The 22,409-nt window shown below is 51.7% G+C and carries 4 protein-coding genes; all 4 read left to right on the top strand.

The window, feature by feature from the left end; all coding sequences use genetic code 11:
• Positions 1 to 18: 18 nt before the first annotated feature.
• The 4 genes from glmM (at position 19) to MHB43_RS28360 (ending at position 22,350) form a co-directional block, all read left to right on the top strand.
• Positions 19 to 1,359 (top strand): phosphoglucosamine mutase, encoded by a 1,341-nt coding sequence (gene glmM / locus MHB43_RS28375; RefSeq protein WP_405130866.1) that lies wholly within the window; start codon positions 19 to 21, stop codon positions 1,357 to 1,359.
• A 930-nt stretch (positions 1,360 to 2,289) separates the two neighbouring features.
• Complete coding sequence (gene glmS / locus MHB43_RS28370; RefSeq protein ID WP_036668148.1) at positions 2,290 to 4,122, top strand: glutamine--fructose-6-phosphate transaminase (isomerizing); 1,833 nt, start codon at positions 2,290 to 2,292, stop codon at positions 4,120 to 4,122.
• A gap of 1,208 nt (positions 4,123 to 5,330) precedes the next feature.
• Positions 5,331 to 6,614 (top strand): diaminobutyrate--2-oxoglutarate transaminase, encoded by a 1,284-nt coding sequence (gene ectB / locus MHB43_RS28365; protein ID WP_076217242.1) that lies wholly within the window; start codon positions 5,331 to 5,333, stop codon positions 6,612 to 6,614.
• Positions 6,615 to 7,290: 676 nt separating this feature from the next.
• Entirely contained in the window at positions 7,291 to 22,350 is a 15,060-nt protein-coding gene (locus MHB43_RS28360) for an amino acid adenylation domain-containing protein (RefSeq protein WP_405130865.1), read from the top strand.
• Positions 22,351 to 22,409: the final 59 nt, after the last annotated feature.

The raw sequence follows: 22,409 nt of genomic DNA, 5'->3' as shown, positions 1-22,409 counted from the left end.
AATAGAAGGAGTTAAATCATGGGGAAATATTTTGGTACAGACGGTGTAAGAGGGGTTGCCAATAAAGAGTTAACGGCAGAGCTGGCTTACAGCATTGGACGTTGTGGTGGTTACGTGCTTGCAGGTGGTGTGGAAAGACCAAAAGTGGTTATCGGCATGGATACTCGAATCTCGGGATTGATGTTGGAATCCGCACTGGTTGCAGGTCTGTTGTCCATTGGCGCTGATGTGATCCGTCTGGGCGTTGTATCCACTCCGGGAGTGGCGTATATTGCACGTTTGTTGAAAGCTGACGCGGGCGTGATGATCTCAGCTTCCCACAATCCGGTTGAGGATAACGGAATCAAGTTCTTTGGCGGAGATGGCTTCAAGCTGTCTGATGAAACAGAGAACCGGATTGAAGAACTGATGGATGCGGAGACAGATCAATTGCCACGGCCAGTTGGTGGCGGTCTGGGTACTGTAACGACAGATGAAGAATCCCGTTATCGTTACCTTGATTTCCTGAAAACGACTGTAAATGAATCGTTCTCTGGACTTAAAATTGTTCTGGACTGTGCAAACGGAGCAGCTTATGAGCTGGCACCGAAATTGTTCAGTGAACTTGGTGCAGAAGTCATTGCCATTGGCGCTGAGCCTAACGGCCTGAATATTAATGAGCAATGTGGATCAACTCATCCAGAGAACCTGAAACAAGAAGTGCTTAAACATAAAGTGGATCTGGGTCTTGCTTTTGACGGGGATGCGGATCGTCTGATTGCTATTGATGAGACAGGCGCTGAGGTGGATGGAGACTTCATTCTGTGTATCTGCGGTGATGCGATGAATCGTGCAGGCAAGTTGAAGGACAGTACTGTTGTATCGACCGTTATGAGTAACATCGGATTCTACAAAGCAACGGAGAAACTTGCACTGAAAACAGCTAAAACGGCAGTAGGTGACCGTTATGTGATGGAGGAAATGCGTCGCGGCGGTTACAACTTGGGCGGAGAGCAGTCTGGTCATGTTATTTTCCTGGATTACAATACAACCGGAGACGGTATGCTGACTGCGATTCAACTCGTGGATACACTCAAGGCTTCCGGTAAAAAACTGAGTGAACTAAAAGCGCTAATGATCCAGTACCCACAAGTATTGGTGAATGTGCGTGTTGAAGATAAGAGCAAATACGAGGGCAATGCTGCAATCGAGCAGGCTATTGCTACAGTAGAACAACAACTCGGCGATAATGGACGTGTACTCGTTCGTGCTTCAGGTACTGAGTCTCTGATCCGTGTTATGGCGGAAGGACCAGATAAAGACGAACTTGAACAATTTGTGTCTCAAATCGCAGATGTAGTGCAAAAAGAACTGGTATAGTACTGGAAGATGTAAGAGATACCTTCGGCATACGGTTTTCTTAAGGGAATTGTTGGCAGAACTAGGCTTAATATAACATGATTTAGGACTTATAGTGCGTGTTCAAAAAGTCTGGTTTTCAGTACCAAGAAGATGGAATGAAGATAGAAATGGAGTAGCGGAGCATAGGGAAACTACGTGAGCAACGGACATTTCGGCTGAATTTCATATTCGATGCTGATGATGCCGTTAGGCATGATTCGTAATCAAAAGCGGAATTTTTGAATTACCTCTAATGATGGATATTCCTGCGTCCCGGCCTGATGAGACCATAGGTCCGTTTATCCGGTCGGGATTGTAGGTAAATATGCTAAAATTGTCACAGGTACTTTGCTCCATTGCAAAATGGACCTGACGTGCATATAATGAGTGGAGTCGTCATTCAGACACAGAAAGTGAGGAACGTAAGGTTACAGTTACACAAGCGCCAGAGCTTGGAGTTGCGCGGGATGATGTTGATCAGGATTTCTTCTAGGTTGAAGAACGGCTGATTAAGATCAACGGCAATCAAGCTGACGAGGTGGAGGTGTTCGGATTGTTCGGCGGGGACCTCCCGGTGAAGCACCAGAGCCGTAAACCGGATTGCGGAAAATGGATAGGTGACTGTCCACACAACGCGCCGGTGCAGGTGCAGGAGTTAAACTAAAATTCAAATGAATGTGCGTGAAGAGCGTAAACAGTACGCGGACGGGAAAATGATGTACATTCATGATTGCATTCATAACAGCTTATGATGACAGCGGGGCGACACGAGGTCGCTCTGATCATTGATAATTGAATAAGTACCAAGTATTCATGAAACGCTAGGCAATCACTCATTTTTCCGATGTGCCGCCTCTGCCTGTTTCTCTTCGTGACACAGTATTCATATACAAACGGAGGAAATAAATTATGTGCGGTATTGTTGGATATATTGGTAATAAGAACACTCAATCGGTATTGGTCGAAGGATTAAAGAAACTCGAGTATCGTGGTTATGATTCTGCAGGTATCGCGGTATTTACACCGGAAGGTCTGCAAATCACGAAAGCTCTTGGTCGTCTTGCGAACCTTGAAGCCAAGCTGGATGGTGCACCACTGGTAGGTAATGCCGGAATCGGACACACACGTTGGGCAACTCATGGTAAACCATCGGATGAGAACTCTCATCCACACACGGATGGAAGCCAGAAGTTCTCTGTTGTGCATAACGGTATTATTGAGAACTACCTGGATCTGAAGGATGAATTGATGGCTCAAGGTCACACGTTCACTTCCGAGACAGATACTGAGGTTATCTCTCACCTGATCGCACGTGAATACAATGGTGATATCGTCAAAACAGTACAAAAAGTGATCACGTTGTTGCGTGGCGCATTTGCACTTGGTGTATTGACAGAGCATGAGCCTGAGAAACTCGTAGCTGTGCGTCAAGCAAGCCCATTGATTATTGGTATTGGTGAAGGCGAGAACTTCATTGGTTCCGACATCCCGGCAATTCTGGAACATACACGTAACGTGTACATTCTGAATGATGGTGAAATGGCTGTATTGACACATGATGCTGTCGAATTGATGACGATTGAAGGCAACTTTATTTCTCGGGAAATGATTCGTGTCGATTGGGATGCTGTAACCGCAGAAAAAGGCGGATTCGAGCACTTCATGCTGAAAGAAATTCATGAGCAACCAAAAGCATATCGTGATACTATGCTGGGTCGCATCGATAATGAAGGCAAAAAAGTTCAACTTCCTGAGTTGAAAATGACTGAAGAACAAATTAAAAATATTCGTAACGTTCAAATCATTGCATGTGGTACAGCGTACCATGCAGGTCTGGTTGGACGTACAGTGATTGAGCAATTGGTACGTATTCCGGTTGAAACAGATGTGGCTTCCGAGTACCGTTACCGTTCCCCAATCGTGCACAAAGATACACTTGTAATCGTAGTGAGCCAATCTGGTGAAACTGCCGATACGCTTGCTGCATTGCGTGAAGCACAATCCAATGGTGCGCATGTACTGGCAATCACAAACGTAGTGGGCAGCTCCATTGCACGTGATGCAGATGATGTTATCGCAACATTGGCAGGTCCGGAGATTGCAGTAGCTTCTACCAAAGCGTATACTTCGCAGTTGATCGCGTTCAACTTGCTTGGTCTGTACCTTGCACAAGTTCGTGGTACTCAATCTGCAGAAGAGATTGAACACACGCTGGCAGCAATGCAAGCATTGCCTGAGCAAGTGGAATCCATGTTGGAGCAAGCGGAGGCAATCAAAGGATATGCAGAGCAAATCTCTAAACATGAACATCTCTTCTTCATTGGTCGTGGTCTTGACTACGCAGTAGCTCAAGAAGGATCTTTGAAGCTGAAAGAGATCTCTTACATTCACTCCGAAGCGTATGCTGCGGGTGAGCTGAAACACGGTACGCTCGCATTGATCGAAGACGGCATCCCTGTTATTGCCTTGGCAACGCAAGAGAACGTACTTGAGAAAACAGTGAGCAACATTAAGGAAGTAAAAGCACGTGGCGCAGATGTATTGGCAATTACGTATGAAGAGCACGTAGCACCATTGCTGAAATCCGTAGACCAAGCGTTTGCAATTCCTAAGACGTTGCCACTGCTTAGCCCTGCTTTGTCTGTAGTTGCGCTGCAATTGCTGGCATACTATGCTTCCCTGGCACTGGGTCATGATGTGGATAAACCACGTAACCTGGCGAAAAGTGTAACGGTTGAGTAAGGTATTCTGTACAAATTACTTTATTTTCCAATGATAAATAAGTGTAGAACCATTTACAAAAGTATGGAACTACACGAACTGTTGTCCAATGACATGGATAATGGGTTGATCAATAGATTCAGTAAATTAATAAAGTATAAACAAAATATGGTCCTGATGACTCTAAGTCATCAGGACTTTTTTGATGTTTCAGGAGGGTGGTTCTGAATATTAGAACCACCTTTTTTATGTTTGTGCATTGTAAATTTATGTCATCAACTTCTTAAAGAGAGTCATTAACATTCGCAACTCGTAAGTGCAAATATATCCCCAAGAAGGATGTGGATCGGGCATACGGGATCGTTTGAACAATAAAGGAAGATGGCCAAATGGGACTGGAACATCTTTCAGTGACTCACAAAATGGTATGCCAAGAAGCAACAATTTGCTGGATGAAGAAGCTTATTACGCGAAGTGAAATCATTGTCTGTTCAACTTGGATTCAGAACGCCATTGTAATCTATATGTAAATGAGTGAAGGACATAGAAAAGCGTATGAGGGAAAATCTCACGTATGGTTTGATGAGGAGGAGCAGAATATATTTACCCTTTATTCTAACGGAGGTGTAGAGAAGAAGGCAAGATACAAAACGATGTCGGCTGCCATCCGTTTGAATGCTGCGGGCAGCTTCAGCCAGACTTTCAGAAATTGGTCAGGTAATCATGTTAAGTTAATGCAAAGTGCAAGGATGCGGAACACTGGCAAAGAATATTAAAAGGTAATATATACCAAATTATCCTGTTTCATGGCTGAATGTCAACACGCGTCGAATTCCTCGATTGATGTAAAACCATTCCCAACGTTTCCTTGCTATTCACTCTTTTTAATGAAAAATGTTAACACATTATGTTTCGTGAACCAAATTTAACATTATAATGACTATATTTAACAAAAATTTCACTATACATTCTTGTAAATTTTGATATAATTCAACCTAGGTCTTATTCCCTATTATTCTAATAAATGGAATTGTGGGGTTTTTTATACCCATCCAAGCTGTGTGCGAGAGACCAGTCTACTGGCTAACCAACAAGCCGGCATGCGGGGACCAACAATTGTGGAAAATGACAGCCTAGAATATGTTGCTCCATGACGTCAGAAGGTTCAGAAAGGAAGGTTCAGAAAGATGGAGCCAACCTTATCCCAATTCCGATGGAGGATGAAGTGAGTGAGCATTTTTGAAAAGCTGGAATCCAACGTAAGATCTTACTGCAGAAGTTTTCCGGTGGTATTCGACCGGGCCAAGGGAGACCTTTTATATTCTGAGGACGGAAGAGCATATATTGATTTCTTTGCAGGTGCCGGGGCACTCAATTACGGTCATAACAACGATTATATTAAAGACCGGGTTCTTGATTACTTGACCTCCGACCGGATTATGCACGGTCTGGATATGTATACAATGGCCAAACGTGAATTCATCCAGAGCTTCTCAGAGCGGATCCTGGAGCCGAAGAAGCTGAATTACAAGCTTCAATTCTGCGGTCCAACAGGGACGAATGCGGTGGAAGCGGCCCTGAAGCTCGCACGCAAGGCGAAGAAGAGAAGTGGAATATTCGCATTCATGGGTGGCTTCCACGGTATGTCGCTCGGCAGTCTGTCGGCGACAAGCTCCAAGTCCATGAGAGAAGGGGCGGGGCTCCCTCTGGACGGAGTTACGTTCATGCCGCACCCGAGCGGGGCTTTCGCAGAAATGGATACGCTCGGCTATATCGAGAATATCCTGACTGATTCGCACTCCGGAATCGATAAGCCGGCCGCGATCCTGCTTGAAACGGTACAAGCCGAAGGAGGAATTCACGTTGTCGACGCGCAGTGGCTACGCGAGCTGCAGCAGCTTTGCCGCAGGCACGATATTTTGCTCATTACAGACGAGATTCAAGTAGGATGCGGTCGGACAGGCGAATTCTTCTCCTTCGAACGTGCAGGGATCGAGCCGGATCTCATTACCCTGTCGAAGTCGATCAGCGGGTACGGCCTGCCAATGTCCCTCCTGCTGCTGAAGCCCGAACTGGATATCTGGACGCCGGGCGAGCACAACGGCACCTTCCGCGGCAACCAGCTGGCTTTTGTGGCCGCGAAGGCTGCTCTCGAGTTCCGGGACAGAACCGAACTGGAAGCTCAGGTGAAGCAGAAGGAAGAGTATGTGCGCTCGTTCCTTGATCAAGAAATCAAGCCTCTGCATCCGTCCATCGCCATCCGCGGACTCGGCCTGATCTGGGGCATTGACGTCTCGGGGTTCATGGATGAAGCCGGGGCGAAGCGGGTGACGGATATCAGCTTCGAGAACGGGCTCATCATTGAAAGAGCCGGCAGAGGAGATTGTGTGCTGAAGATCATGCCTCCGCTTACCGTCTCGATGGAGCATCTGACCGCCGGCTGCGCCATTATCAAGTCCAGTATGCAGCAGGTGATCTCTCAGGAGACCAAGGATTTGTTAGTAACGACCTAAGCTTGGCCAAGCCGATGGCCGCCCCCGGCAAGAGGCATGAAAGTGCCTTCCGGAGGGCGTGCGGACTTGATGTTAAGGTAGCGCTTTCTCCTCATGCTACCTGCGGTAACGTCAATCAGCATGGAATTCTCCGGCAATCCAAGGGCAGTACCGTTCGTGCCATACGGAGCATTCCTTGAGTCTCATGCAATACCCTCGTTAAATTTAATCGTCAGGAAAAGCTCACTACCCCGCAGCCGAATCTTTACTTATCCACAACCAGGGCTGTGGGGGAATAAGCAAATCGTACATAGAGTGTATCAATACCCCTTAAACATAGGCTTCGTCAAAGGCAGCTCGGGTGCCAAATCAGGAGGTACGGTCGACTTCCTGCTGGACGGCTGGAACCCTGCGGCAAGCCTTACATCGACAGGAGGAACATATCTTGTCGTCTATCCCCAAATCCAATTCTGAATCCCATGTTAAACCAAATCCCGTCTTCGGGTGACTCGTCGGCAGCAATCTTATTGAAGCAGAGGAGTCCGAAGTAACCGCATCTCTTGCGTAGAACGATGCTTGTTGTTGTCCTTTACGCATGGGAGCCGAGCGGGACAGCTGCCAGGCAGAGGATTGCCGCATGCGATCAACCGGGCAAATGAAGCGGTGACATTGCGCAAGCCATTGATGTTGTTGTCAGATGTTTGAAAAGGAGAGGAGCGAGGTTGGAGCGTTGCTTCGGCATATGCTCCGCCGGATTGCTTTTACCGATGAAGAGAGGGGAACGATCCAGATGGCTTTTGAACAAGAAACGTTGTTTTGGAACGAAAAATTCGGTAGTGACGATTATACTTTGACGCGGCTGCCTTACAGCAAAGCTCCAAGCTCCCTGGTGCCCAATGTGAAAACCGTCGGCGGTTCGCTTTCGGAGGAAGCGGCGCAACGCGTTCTTCAAATGAGCAAGGGTGCTCCGCTGGCCGCTTTTATGATATTGCTCGCCGGTGTTCAGGCACTCTTGCATAAATATACAGGTGCTTCAGACATTCTGGTCGGCATGCCGGTTGTGCGGAAAAAGGCGGAGACTCGTCGATCCGTTAATCATACGGTCATTTTGAAAAACTCGCTTTCGGTGGGGGCAACTTTTAAGACGCTTCTGAGCGAACTGAGGACTTCCTTGCCGGAAGCCATTCAGCATCAACATATTCCGTTCTTGAAAATGACGGAGAAGCTGGATCTGCAATATGCTGAAGGGATACCCTTCGTCCATACGCTAGTATCCCTTAAGGAGTTGCATCTGGACGAAATTGGGCAAAACGTGGTCACGGACTGTTCCTTTGAATTCAGTTTAACCGGCGGGACGATACAGCTAGCGCTGTCATATAACGAGCACTTATATGACTCCGAGTTCATGAGTCGGGTCGTCGGCCACCTGAATCGCCTGCTGTCCGTGGGGCTTTATGAGCTGGAGCTGGACATCGTGCGAGCGGACATGCTGTCGGAGGACGAAAAATTTCAATTACTGCAAAGCTTCAACGATACAGAGAAGGACTATCCTCTTGATCGGACGATTCATCAGCTTGTGGAGGAGCAAGCGAAGCGTGTGCCCGAGGCGACTGCGGTTGTCTTTGAGGGGCAGCGGCTTTCATACGCAGAGTTGAACGAACGGGCAAACCAGCTGGCGCATACGCTACGATCGGTCGGTGTGCTGCCCAATCAGTTAGTAGGCTTGATGGTCAGGAGATCACTGGAGACGGTCATTGGCATTCTGGCGGTTCTGAAAGCTGGCGGTGCTTACGTGCCGATCGACCCGGAGTACCCGGAAGAACGTATCCGCTACATTCTGGAGAACTCGAACGCGCAGCTGCTGCTGACTCAAAGAGAGCTGTTACAGCAAGTCCCGTTTCAAGGGACCGTATTGGCGCTTGATGACGAGCAAGCCTATAGCGACGATTGCTCGAACCTGGAGGCAGTCAGCGGTCCAAACGATCTTGCTTATGTCATTTATACGTCAGGTACAACGGGCAAACCCAAAGGGGTCATGCTGGAGCATCGTGGTTTGGTCAGCTTGAAGCTGATGTTCGCAGACAGGCTGGGCATCACGGAGCATGACCGGATCGTACAATTTGCGAGCTTGTCCTTCGACGCATCCTGCTGGGAAGTATTCAATGCACTCTATTTTGGCGCGGCTTTGTACATCCCGACAGCCGAAACAATTCTCGACACTCGTCTGTTCGAGAGTTATATGAACGAGCATGCGATTACAGCGGCGATTTTGCCTCCGACGTACAGCGCTCATTTGAACCCGGATCGTCTTCCCAGCTTAACAAAGCTTGTAACGGGAGGTTCGGCGGTATCGGCCGAATTCGTGCAGCAGTGGAAAGCGAAGGTTCACTATTTCAATGCTTACGGCCCTACCGAAGCTTCGATTGTTACGACGCTTTGGGATGCGGATGAGCAGCAGCCGGAGCGCAGAGTCATTCCGATTGGGCGCCCGCTGGCTAATCATCAGATTTTTATTTTGGATGCCCACCTGCAACTTGTGCCTCCGGGAGTGGACGGCGAGCTGTGCGTGGCAGGCGTGGGGCTTGCGAGAGGTTACCTGAACCAACCGGAGCTGACGGCAGAGAAGTTCGTGGAACATCCGTTTGCGCCGGGAGAACGCCTTTACCGGACAGGAGATCTCGCCCGCTGGCTGCCTGACGGTAATATGGAGTACTTGGGCCGAATCGACCATCAGGTGAAAATCCGTGGATTCCGAATCGAGGTCGGTGAGATTGAAGAGCAGCTTTTGAAGATCGACTCGGTGCAGGAGACGATTGTAATCGCGCGGGAAGGCAAAAGTGGGCAAGAATTGTGCGCTTACCTGGTCGCGAGCCTCCCTCTTACGCTCGGCGAGCTGAGAAGCGCGCTGGCGCAAAAATTGCCGAATTATATGATTCCGGCGTATTTTGTTCAGCTTCCACGGATGCCGCTCACGCCGAACGACAAAATCGATCGTAAGGCTTTGCCTGCCCCGGAAGGCAACGCACTGACCGGTGGCGCGTACGTAGCTCCCCGCAATGAAGCTGAGCAAAAGCTTGCTGATGTGTGGCAGGCGGTATTGAACGCCGATCGTGTTGGGGTAACGGATCATTTCTTTGAGCTGGGCGGAGACTCGATCAAGTCCATTCAAGTATCTTCGCGGCTTCATCAAGCCGGGTACAAGCTGGAAATCCGGGATTTATTCAAATATCCGACGATTTCACAGCTCAGCCTGCATGTGAAACCGATCAGAAGTACCATCGATCAAGGCGAAATAACGGGTGAAACGGCGTTGACGCCGATTCAGCATTGGTTTTTCGAGAGTTCCTTTGCGGACCCACATCATTTCAACCAGTCGGTGATGCTGTACCGGAAGGAACGCTTCAACGAAGAGATCGTGTATCAGGTGCTGCAAAAGCTGGCAGAGCATCATGACGCCTTACGCATGGTGTTCTGCAAGACGGAACAAGGGTTTGGTGCGTTAACACGAGCGATTCAGGATGGTGGGCTGTTCACGCTGGACGTGTTCGACTTTAAGGATGCGGAGAATCCCACGCAGGCTGTGGAAGCGAAGGCAACGGACATTCAAGCAGGCATTGATTTGGAGAACGGGCCCCTCATGAAGGCGGCACTGCTCCAGTGCGAGGACGGAGATCATTTGCTGCTCGCGGTTCATCATGCCGTGGTAGACGGCGTGTCTTGGCGCATTTTGATGGAGGATTTCGCTCTAGGTTACGAGCAGATTGGAAAAAGTGAGGGAATTCGTTTCCCGGCGAAAACAGATGCGTACCGCACTTGGTCCGAGCAGCTGACTGCTTACGCGCAAAGTCCGGAGATGGCAAAGGAACGGGCCTATTGGCAGGCCGTGGAACAAATGGAGGTTCTGGCCGTGCCGAAGGATATGGAGGCGGACGTTACGACGCAGCATGACAGCGAATCGCTGTTTGTCCGTTTGACTCCCGAAGAAACGGAGCTGCTACTGAAGCGGGTTCACCGTGCCTACAACACTGAAATGAATGATATTTTGGTAACGGCGCTCGGCATAGCCTTACGCAAATGGACGGGGCATGAACGGGTGCGGATCAATCTCGAAGGACACGGACGTGAATCGATCGGAACGGATATCGACATCACGCGTACAGTTGGCTGGTTTACGACCAAGTTTCCGGTCGTCCTGGAACCGGAAACCGACCGAGATTTGGCATATCAGATTAAACAGGTCAAGGAAAACTTGCGCCGTATTCCGAACAAGGGGCTAGGGTACGGCATATGCCGCTATCTCTCTAAATCGGAGGATGGCTTGGTTTGGGGCGCAGAGCCGGAAATTAATTTTAACTACCTCGGCCAGTTCGACGATGATGTCGACCAGGACGAGATCGGCATATCTTCTTATTCCAGCGGCAACCCGGCTAGCGACCGGCAGGCCCGCAGCTTTGTGCTGGATATCAACGGTATGGTGCTGGACGGCGCTTTATCGCTCGATCTCAGCTACAGCCGGAAGCAGTATCGCAAGGAAACGATGGAAGCCCTCGCTCAGCGGCTTGAGCAAAGTCTCCGAGACCTCATTATCCACTGTGCAGGCAAAGAAAACACAGAATTGACGCCGAGTGACGTGCAATTTAAAGGCTTGACCATTGCAGAATTGGAGCAAATCGCCCAGCGCTCGTGCCATCTCGGGGAAATCGAAAATATTTACTCACTTACGCCGATGCAGAAAGGTATGTGGTTCCACAGCGCGCTTGACCGGCAAACGGCGGCTTATTTTGAGCAGACGCGGTTTACGATGCGGGGAGCGCTCGACGTCCAGCTTTTTGAGAGGAGTTGGATGGAACTTGCGAAACGTCATCTGGTGCTGCGGGCGAATTTTGTGAAAGGACCCGCGGGCGAGCCGCTGCAAATCATATACCGCGACAAACCGGTCGGTTTTGAATATGAAGAGCTGCTTCATTTGCAGATGGACGAGAAACAAGCTTACTTGGATAAAAAGGCCGAGGAGGACAAGCTTCGCGGCTTCGACATGGAACATGACGCGCTCGTTCGGTTCACGATCCTGCGCACCGAAGAGCAAAGTTATCATGTACTGTGGAGTTTCCAACATATTTTGATGGACGGCTGGTGCCTGGCTCAGCTGACGCAGGAGCTGTTTGAGGCATACTCAGCCTTGGCATCCGGCGAGCAATCAGCGGGAGATAAGGGATCGGATTATGGCGCCTATATCGAATGGTTGGAGAAACAGGACGATCAGGCGGCATCAAACTATTGGATGGCATTCCTGGCAGGTTATGAAGGGCAAACCGTACTCCCGGGACAAAAGGAAGTGGCGCCCAACGGCAGATTTACGGCTGATCACGTCACCGCCGAGCTGGGCAAGGACTTGAGTGAGCGGATGGACCGGGTGGCGAAACAGCGCCTGGTTACGGTCAATACACTGCTGCAAGCTATTTGGGGCGTGATGCTGCAAAAATATAACGGAACAAACGATGCCGTATTCGGTAGCGTCGTGGCCGGAAGACCGGCGGAAATCCCGGGCATTGAGTCCATGATCGGGCTGTTCATCAATACGGTGCCTGTCCGGGTCACGAGTGAAGCGGACACCGTGTTCGCCGACCTAATGGCGAAGCTTCAAGAGCGGGCATTGGAGTCCGGGCGTTATGATTACTATCCGCTGTATGAAATTCAGGCCCGTAGCGTGCAAAAGCAGAACCTGATCAACCATATCATCGCTTTTGAGAACTATCCGGTGGACGAGCAGATGGAGCAGGCGGGGGACCAGCAACATGGCGATCTGACGATTGCTGATGTTCAGATGGAGGAGCAGACAAACTATAACTTCAACGTCACCGTGGTGCCGGGAGACGAGATTGAAATTCGGTTCGACTTTAACGCCGAAGTGTTTGATAAAGCTAGCATTGAGCGGCTCAAGGGGCATCTCGTTCATTTGCTGGAGCAGGTGGCGGATAACCCGGAGATTACCGTGGGCGAGCTGGAACTTGTGACAGAGGCGGAAAAGGCTGACCTTCTCGGACGTTTTAACGACACCACAACGGAATTTCCGTGCGGGAAAACGCTCATTCAATTGTTCGAAGAGCAGGCGGAGCGCATCCCGGATGCAGCTGCCATCTCCTTGAATGGGCAAGAGCTGACCTACCGCGAGCTGAACGAACGCGTTAATTGCCTTGCTCGTACCTTGCGTAGCCACGGGATATCCAAAGGCCGCCTGGTCGCCATTATGGCTGAGCGTTCCATCGAAATGGTGGTGGGTATGCTGGCGGCACACAAAGCCGGTTCGGCTTACGTACCGATTGACCCGGAATATCCCGAGGAGCGTATCCGTTTCTTGATCGAGGATTCGGGTGCGCAGGTCATGCTGACGCAAAGCCGATTACGCGAGCGCCTGGCGGGTTCGGACTCCGTGATTTTACTGGATGACGAGTCCTTCTATCACGAGGACCGCACAAATCTTAATTCGGGCAACGAAGCGACAGACCTGGCTTGCATCATCTATACGTCAGGCACGACGGGCAAGCCAAAAGGAAACCTTGTTTCGCACCGCAATATCGTGCGGATCGTGCGAAATACGAATTATATCGACATCACTGAGCGGGATCATGTCCTCCAGCTTTCGAGCTATTCGTTTGACGGAGCGATTTTTGATATTTTCGGTGCTTTGACCAACGGGGCACGGCTGGTGCTGGTTCCCCACGAGACTTTGCTGGAAATCGGCCAGCTGGCGGATCTTATCCAGCGCGAGCGAATCTCGGTCATGCTAATTACGACGGCTTTCTTCAACGTCCTTGTAGATGTGAACGTCGACTGCCTGCGGGATGTCCGGGCGATTTTGTTCGGAGGAGAGCGCGTGTCGGTCGGCCATGTGCGTAAAGCGCTCGCCCATATCGGACCGGGCAGGCTCAACCACCTGTACGGTCCATCAGAAAGCACGGTTTATACCACGTATCTTCCAGTCGACTTTGTCGATGAGTCCGCGCTTACCGTACCCATCGGACGGCCGATCAGCAATACGACGGTGTATATCGTCGACAGCCAGAATAAACTTCTGCCGATCGGCGTGGCCGGGGAACTTTGCGTCGGCGGAGAAGGCTTGGTACAGGGCTACAATAACCGGCCGGAGCTAACGGCGGAGAAATTTGTGGACCATCCGTTTGTGCCGGGAGAGCGCATGTACCGTACAGGAGATTTGGCAAAATGGCTACCGGACGGCACGATTGAATACGTGGGGCGGACGGATGATCAAGTGAAAGTCCGCGGCTTCCGTATTGAGCTGGGCGAGATCGAAGCTCAGCTTCAGAAAGTGGAGGGAATTCGGAAAACGACGGTATTTGCGCGGGAAAACGCCTCCGGCGAGAAGCAACTTTGTGCCTATTATGAAGCGGACCGTGAGCTTCCGGCGGCCGAGCTGAAGAGCGTTCTTTCCCAGGAACTTCCTGCCTATATGATCCCGGCGTACCTGATCCAGTTGGAACGGCTTCCGCTGACGACGAACGGCAAGGTCGACCGCCGCTCCCTCCCGGCACCTGAGGAGAGCTTGCAGCCGGGCGAAGGACATACTCCGCCTCGGACTCCGTTGGAAGCCAGCTTGGCTGAAATATGGAAAAGCGTGCTCGGATTGGAACACATCGGGGTTCATGACAACTTCTTTGACTTGGGCGGCCATTCCCTGCGGGCAACGACACTGGTGAGCAAGGTGCATCAGGAGTTGAACGTCGAGCTGCCTCTACGCGACGTATTCCGCTACTCAACGATCGAAGAGATGGCTCTCGCCCTCTCCCGGATTGAAGAGCAGTTGTTCTCGTCGATTCCGCTGGCAGATGAAAGAGCGTATTATCCACTTTCCTCAGCTCAGAAGCGGCTGTTTATCCTGAATCAGCTGGAAGGAGCCGATCAGAGCTATAACATGCCGGGTGTGCTGTTGCTCGAAGGATCGATTGACCACAGCCTGCTGGAGAAAGCTTTCCGCGGACTGATCGAACGTCATGAAACGTTGCGAACCGGATTTGAGATCGTGCAAGGCGAAGCGGTACAGCGTATTTACGAGAGCGTTGATTTTGCCGTTGTGTGTCGACATGCGAACGAGGAAGAAGCGGCTGCAGTCGTGCAGGCTTTTATCCGACCTTTCGACTTGGCGAAGCCACCGTTGCTGCGTGCCGAGCTCGTAGAGCTGGCAGCCGATCGTTATTTACTGATGTTTGACATGCACCATATCATCTCCGACGGGGTTTCGATGGACGTGTTCGTTGAGGAACTCGTTCGTTTGTATGGCGGTGAGTCATTAGAGCCTTTGCATATTCAGTACAAGGACTATGCGGTATGGCAGCAATCGGACGAGCAAAAAGTGCAATTGAAACGCGAGGAAGCTTACTGGCTGGACCGTTACCGGGGCGAGCTGCCGGTTCTGGAAATGCCAACGGACTACCCGCGTCCTGCTGTACAGAGCTATGAAGGACATACGCTGACGTCTTTTGTGGACGAGGCAACGAACGAAGGCTTGAAGCAGCTAGCCGCTCAAAGAGGAACGACGCTATATATGGTGTTGCTTGCCGCGTATACCGTGCTTTTGCATAAATACACAGGTCAGGATGATTTGATCGTTGGCACGTCGATTGCGGGTAGAACGCACGGCGATATGCAGCCCTTGATCGGAATGTTTGTCAACACGCTGGCGATCCGCAATTATCCGGCTTCGGAGAAGACCTTCCTGTCGTATTTGGAAGAAGTGAAAGAAACGACCTTAGGCGCTTACGAGCATCAGAATTATCCGTTCGAAGAACTCGTCGATAAAGTGCAGGTTAGCCGGGATTTGAGCCGCAACCCGCTGTTTGACACGATGTTCTCCCTGCAAAACCTGGAGGAGTCAGAGTTTGAGCTGGAAGGGCTGAAATTGTCCCCGTACCCTAGCGAATATGGTATGGCCAAGTTCGACCTGAGTGTGGATGTTACGGAAGAAAATGGCGGACTGGAGTGCAACTTTGAATTCGCAACGGCTCTTTATAAAGAAAGCACGATCCGGCGGCTATCGATTCATTTTGGACATTTGCTTGCGGCGATTGTAAGCCGTCCAGATGCGAAGATTGCCGAGCTGGACTTGCTGACGGCAGAGGAAAAAGAGCAAATTATCGCCGCGTTCCACCCGGCGCAGTCGGAAGTGGCTCCTGTGGCCGCGTTCCACCGACTGTTCGAGGAACAGACGGAGAGCACTCCGGAAGCGGAGGCGGTCGTGTACGAAAACGATCGGCTGACGTATGCGGAGCTGAATGAGCGGGCGAACCGCCTTTCGGCAACGCTGCGCGCAAGTGGAATCGGCCGGGAGTCAATCGTCGGCATTCTCGCCGAGCGTTCGGTCGATTTGCTGGTGGCCGTGCTGGCCGTCTGGAAAGCGGGAGGGGCGTATGTACCGCTCGACCCGGACTATCCGGCGGACCGCGTGCGGTTCATGCTGGAAGACAGCGGAGCTAAGGTGTTGTTGACACAAACGCCGCTGCGAGAGCGTGCCGAAGCCTGGCTCGGCGAAGAGGAACTGTCACTGGCGAAGGTGTTGTACCTCGACGACGAAACGTCATACAGCGAAGACTGGGAGAATGCACCGCTTGGCTCCAGCAATGCTCCTAATCCAGTCTCCAGCAAGCTGACGGGTGCTGTGAACGGTGGCGGCGAGAGTCATCCAAATGATGTTGATGCTGTCGGTATGGACAGCTTCCATGAAGCTCGTCCAGAGGATTTGGCCTATGTAATCTATACGTCGGGTACAACGGGTAAGCCGAAGGGTGTAATGATTGAGCACCGCAGCCTGGTGAACACGGCAGCGGGTTACCGACGGGAATACCGGTTAGATCAGTTCCCGGTGAGGCTACTGCAACTCGCCAGCTTCTCGTTTGACGTGTTCGTGGGTGATATTGCACGCACGTTGTATAACGGAGGCAGCATGGTCATTGTACCGAAGGACGACCGGATCGATCCGTCTCGTCTGCACTACTGGATAGAGCGGGAGCAAGTGACGATCTTTGAATCAACGCCGGCGCTGATCGTACCGTTTATGGAATACGTGCATGAGCAGGGGTTGGAGTTAAGCGGGATGGAGCTGCTGATCACAAGCTCGGACAGCTGCAGCGTGGCAGATTACCGTACCTTGCAGGAACGGTTCGGCCCGTCATTCCGCATTATTAACGCCTACGGTGTGACGGAAGCGGCAATTGACTCCAGTTTCTATGACGAGCAGTTGGAGAAACTGCCGCAGACAGGCCATGTGCCGATTGGCAAAGCGTGGTTGAATGCGAAATTTTACATCGTGGATGCACATCTGAATCCCGTACCAGTCGGGGTGCTGGGCGAGCTGGTTATCGGCGGAGTCGGCGTGGCACGAGGGTACTTGAACCGTCCAGAGCTGACGGAAGAGAAGTTTGTAGGCAGCCCCTTCATCACGGGCGAGCGGTTGTACTGCACGGGAGACTTGGCGCGGTGGATGGAAGACGGGAACGTGGACTTCATCGGCCGGATCGATAACCAGGCGAAAATCCGGGGTTACCGGATCGAGACGGGTGAGATCGAGTCGCAGCTGTTGCGGGTGAAAGGTGTGCGCGAAGCGGTGGTGCTGGTTCGAAGTGATGATGCGAACGGGCAGAAGATGCTGTGTGCGTATTACACACCGGATACTGGTGCGAAGCTGTTAGTGAACGATCTGCGCAGTGCGTTGGCACAGGAGTTGCCAGGTTACATGATCCCGTCGTACTTCGTGGAGCTGGAGCATCTGCCTCTGACACCGAACGGGAAGCTTGACCGAAAGGCGCTACCAGCGCCGGAAGGAGAAGCGGGAAGCGGAACACAGTACGTCGCACCACGCAATGAGCTGGAAATGAAGCTGGTAGTTATTTGGCAGGAAGTGCTGGGGCTTACGAAGGAGATTGGTATTCACGACAACTTCTTCGACATCGGTGGCCACTCCCTGCGCGCGACAACGTTGGTCAGCAAGATTCATAAAGACTTGAACGTGGATCTGCCACTGCGCGACGTGTTCCGCCATTCCACGATCGAGAGCATGGCTGCCGTCATTTACCGGCTGGATGAGCAGACATTTGTTGCCATTCCGGTGGCGGATGACCGAGAGGTGTACCCTCAATCTTTTGCTCAAAAACGTCTCTTTATCCTAAATCAGCTGGAAGGTGCGGAGCTTAGCTACAACATGCCGGAAGCGATGCTGCTGGAAGGTGCTTTGGACCGGACAAGGTTCGAAGAAACATGCCGTAAGCTCGTGACGCGGCATGAAATGCTGCGCACCGGGTTCGAAATGGTGGACGGCGAAGCATCACAGCGGATTTACCAGGATGTGAATTTTGCGGTGGAGTTCTATCAAGCGGATGAGCAAGAGGTCGAAACGGTGGTTCACGGTTTCGTCCGTCCGTTTGACTTGGCTAAGCCACCGCTGTTGAGGGTAGGCCTTGTTGAGCTGGCTCCGGAACGCCATATTCTGATGTACGACATGCATCATATTATTTCTGACGGCGTTTCGATGGAAATCTTTGTTGAAGAATTCGTGCGCTTGTATGGTGGAGAGCAATTGGAGCCACTGCGCATTCAGTACAAAGACTACACCGTTTGGCAGCATTCGCAGGAGCAGCAGGAAAGGCTTCGGCATCAGGGGACGTATTGGCTGGATATGTTCCAGGGCGAGCTTCCGGTGCTGGAAATGCCGACTGACTATCCACGTCCGGCTGTACAGAGCTATGAGGGTCAAACGCTGGAGTTTTTCTTCGACGCTTCAAAAACCGACGGTTTGAAACAGCTGGCTTCGGAAACGGGCACGACACTGTTTATGGTGCTGCTTGCGGCATATAACGTGCTTTTGCACAAATATTCAGGTCAGGAAGACGTGATCGTTGGTACGCCGATTGCCGGAAGAAATCATGGAGATGTGCAGCCGTTGATTGGGATTTTCCTAAACACGCTGGCGATTCGCAGTTATCCGGTTTCGGAGAAAACATTCCTGTCCTATCTAAATGAAGTCAAAGAAACAACTTTACACGCCTTTGAGCATCAAAACTATCCGTTTGAACAATTGGTGGACAAGGTGCAAGTCACCCGTGATTTAAGCCGTAATCCACTCTTCGACACGATGTTTACGATGCAAAATACGGAGAACGAGCAATTTGAACTGGAAGGGCTTCGCCTGATTCCTTATCCGAGCGTACTGGATACTGCGAAGTTTGATATCAGCTTGGATGTGGGCGAGGAGAACGGCGGATTGGATTACAGCTTCGAATATGCGACGGCTCTTTATAAAAGGGAGACGATTGAACGGCTGGCAAAACATTACGAGCAGTTGCTCGTGACAATTGTGAACCGTCCAGATGCGAAGATTGCCGAGCTGAATTTGCTGACGGCAGCGGAAAAAGAAGAAATTGTCTGCGCGTTTAACCCGGCACAGCCGGAAGAGGCTCCTGTGGCGGCGTTCCACCGACTGTTCGAGGAACAGGCGGAACGCACGCCGAAAGCGGAAGCCGTCGTGTATGAAAATAACCGACTAACGTATGTGGAGCTGAACGAACGAGCGAACCGCCTGTCGGCAACGCTGCGTGCAAGCGGCATCGGTCGGGAGACCATCGTTGGCATTCTCGCCGAGCGTTCGGTGGACCTTCTGGTGGCTGTGATGGCCGTCTGGAAAGCGGGAGGGGCATATGTACCGCTTGACCCGGATTATCCGGCGGACCGTGTGCGGTTCATGCTGGAAGACAGCGGAGCGAAGGTACTGCTGACGCAAACGCCGCTGCGAGAGCGTGCCGAAGCCTGGCTCAGCGAAGAGGAGCTGGCACTGGCGACGGTGCTATATCTCGATGACGAAACGTCATACAGCGAAGACCGAGCGAATGCTCCAATGGACTTCGGCCATGGCTCCAGCATGGTTTCAGGTCTGGTCTCCGGCGAGCTGACGGGTGCTGTGAACGACCGTAATGAGAGTCATCCAAATGATGTTGATGTTGTCGGTATAGGCAGCTTCCATGAAGCCCGTCCGGAGGACTTGGCGTACGTCATCTACACGTCCGGAACGACGGGCAAGCCCAAGGGTGTGATGATTGAGCACCGCAGCCTGGTGAACACGGCAGCGGGTTACCGACGGGAATATCGGTTGGATCAGTTCCCGGTAAGGCTGTTGCAGCTCGCAAGCTTCTCGTTTGACGTGTTTGTGGGTGATATCGCGCGGACGTTGTACAACGGAGGCAGCATGGTCATTGTACCGAAGGACGACCGGATTGATCCGTCTCGTCTGTACTACTGGATAGAGCGGGAGCAAGTGACGATCTTTGAATCAACGCCGGCGCTGATCGTACCGTTTATGGAGTACGTGCATGAGCAGGGGTTGGAGTTAAGTGGTATGGAGCTGTTGATCACTAGCTCGGACAGCTGCAGTGTGGCAGATTACCGGACCTTACAGGAACGGTTTGGCTCGTCGTTCCGCATTATTAACGCCTACGGTGTGACGGAAGCGGCAATTGACTCCAGTTTCTATGACGAGCAGTTGGAGAAACTGCCGCAGACAGGCCATGTGCCGATTGGCAAAGCTTGGCTTAATGCGAAATTTTACATCGTAGATGCACATCTGAATCCCGTACCGGTCGGGGTGCTGGGCGAGTTGGTTATCGGCGGCGTTGGGGTAGCACGTGGGTACTTGAACCGTCCAGAGCTGACGGAAGAGAAGTTTGTAGACAGTCCTTTCACTGCGGGTGAGCGATTGTATCGCACGGGAGATTTGGCGCGATGGATGGAGGACGGAAACGTGGATTTCATCGGCCGGATCGACAATCAAGCGAAAATCCGTGGTTACCGGATCGAGACGGGTGAGATTGAGTCACAGCTGCTGCGGGTGGAAGGTGTGCGCGAAGTGGTGGTGCTGGTTCGAAGTGATGCGAACGGGCAGAAGGCGCTGTGTGCGTATTACACGCCGGATACTGGTGCGAAGCTGTTAGTGAACGATCTGCGCAGTGTGTTGGCACAGGAGCTGCCAGGTTACATGATCCCGTCGTACTTCGTGGAGCTGGAGCGCCTGCCTCTGACGCCGAACGGAAAGCTTGACCGGAAGGCGCTGCCGGCGCCGGAAGGGGAAGCTGGAAGTGGAACGGAGTACGTCGCACCACGCAATGAACTGGAAACAAAGCTGGCGGTAATTTGGCAGGAGGTGCTGGGGCTTACGAAGGAGATTGGCGTTTACGATAACTTCTTCGACATCGGCGGGCACTCCCTGCGAGCGACGACATTAGCGGGCAAGGTATTTAAGGAATTAAACGTCAATCTGCCGCTGCGAGACGTATTCCGTCACTCCACGATTGCGGCGATGGCCGATGCGATTGCCCGGATGGAACGGCGGGAGCATGAGGCCATTCCTCAAGCGGAAGAGAGAGAGTACTACCCTCTGTCTTCTGCGCAGAAACGGCTGTTTATTCAACACACACTGGATGGAGCGGATCAACTTTACAACATGCCGGAACTGGTGCAAGTGGAAGGTAAGTTTGATTTAGACCGGTTGGAAGCCGCATTGCGGAAACTGATAACACGGCATGAATCGCTGCGCACCGGTTTTGAAATGGTGAAGGGCGAAGCGGTCCAGCGGATTTATACGCAGGTCGATTTTGCTATCGAGCATCATCAAGCGGACACAGAGGATACGGCTCAAGTTGAGCAGATCGTCCGCAACTTCGTACGTCCGTTTGATCTCGACAAGCCACCGCTGCTGCGCGCCGGAGTCGTCGAACTGGAGCCGAACCGGTATATTCTCCTTTTCGATATGCACCATATTGTGTCGGACGGCATATCGATGGCGATTGTGATGGATGAGTTTTCGAGTTTATACGCCGGGGAAGAACTGCTGCCACTACGCATTCAATATAAGGATTATGCCGTTTGGCAGCAGTCAGAGGTTCACCGAGAGCGGATCGGGCGACAGGAAGCGTACTGGCTGCAAACCTTTGAAGGCGATCTGCCGACGGGGGATCTGCCGATGGACTACGAACGTTCTACAGTTCGCAACTACGAAGGTGCGCATCTGGAGTTCGATGTCGATGCTTCTCTCTCTGCGCGGCTGCGTGAATTGGCGGCCGAGCGTGAAAGCACGCTGTACATGGTACTGCTTGCCGCATATACCGTGCTGCTGTCCAAGTACAGCGGGCAGGAAGACGTAATCGTAGGCACCCCGGTGGCGGGAAGAACTAACGCCGATTTGGAGTCGGTCATCGGCATGTTTGTTAATACACTGGCGCTCCGCAATCGTCCGTCAGGCGAAAAAACGTTCCTGTCCTTCCTTGATGAAGTGAAGGAAACGGCTTTGGGAGCTTTTGAGAATCAGGATTACCCATTCGAGGAGCTCGTGGAGCGTTTGAATGTGAAGCGCGAGCCGGGCCGCTTCCCACTGTTTGATGCCGTTTTCGACTTGCAAAATATCGAAGAACGAGACGCCGAACTGGAAGGGGTCAGCCTGAAGAATTACGAGCTTGACCATTTGGAAGAAGCGAAGTTTGATCTGACGCTGTTTATGTATGAAAACGAAGGGGCACTGAGCGGGGGCTTTTTCTACGCCACCAAACTGTTCAAAGAAACGATGATCCACACCTTAACCGAGGATTACCTGCGGGTACTTTCTCAAATTGCGGAAAATCCACAACTTGAGCTATGTCGGATTGAATGTCATAAACCGGCGGCAGGCGCAAAGAGTGCCGTGGATACGATCGAATTCGCGTTCTAATATTACAAGCGTGCTCCGCCGTCAAGCAAAAGTGGTGCGCATCCCAAGGAAGACGGCGA

Origin of the sequence: Paenibacillus sp. FSL H8-0317 (genome assembly GCF_045040685.1) — a bacterium.
In the GTDB taxonomy this organism is placed as follows: Bacteria; Bacillota; Bacilli; order Paenibacillales; family Paenibacillaceae; genus Paenibacillus.
The sequence above is the reverse complement of the archived record's forward strand: the minus strand, read 5'-3'. Positions and strand labels throughout refer to the sequence as shown.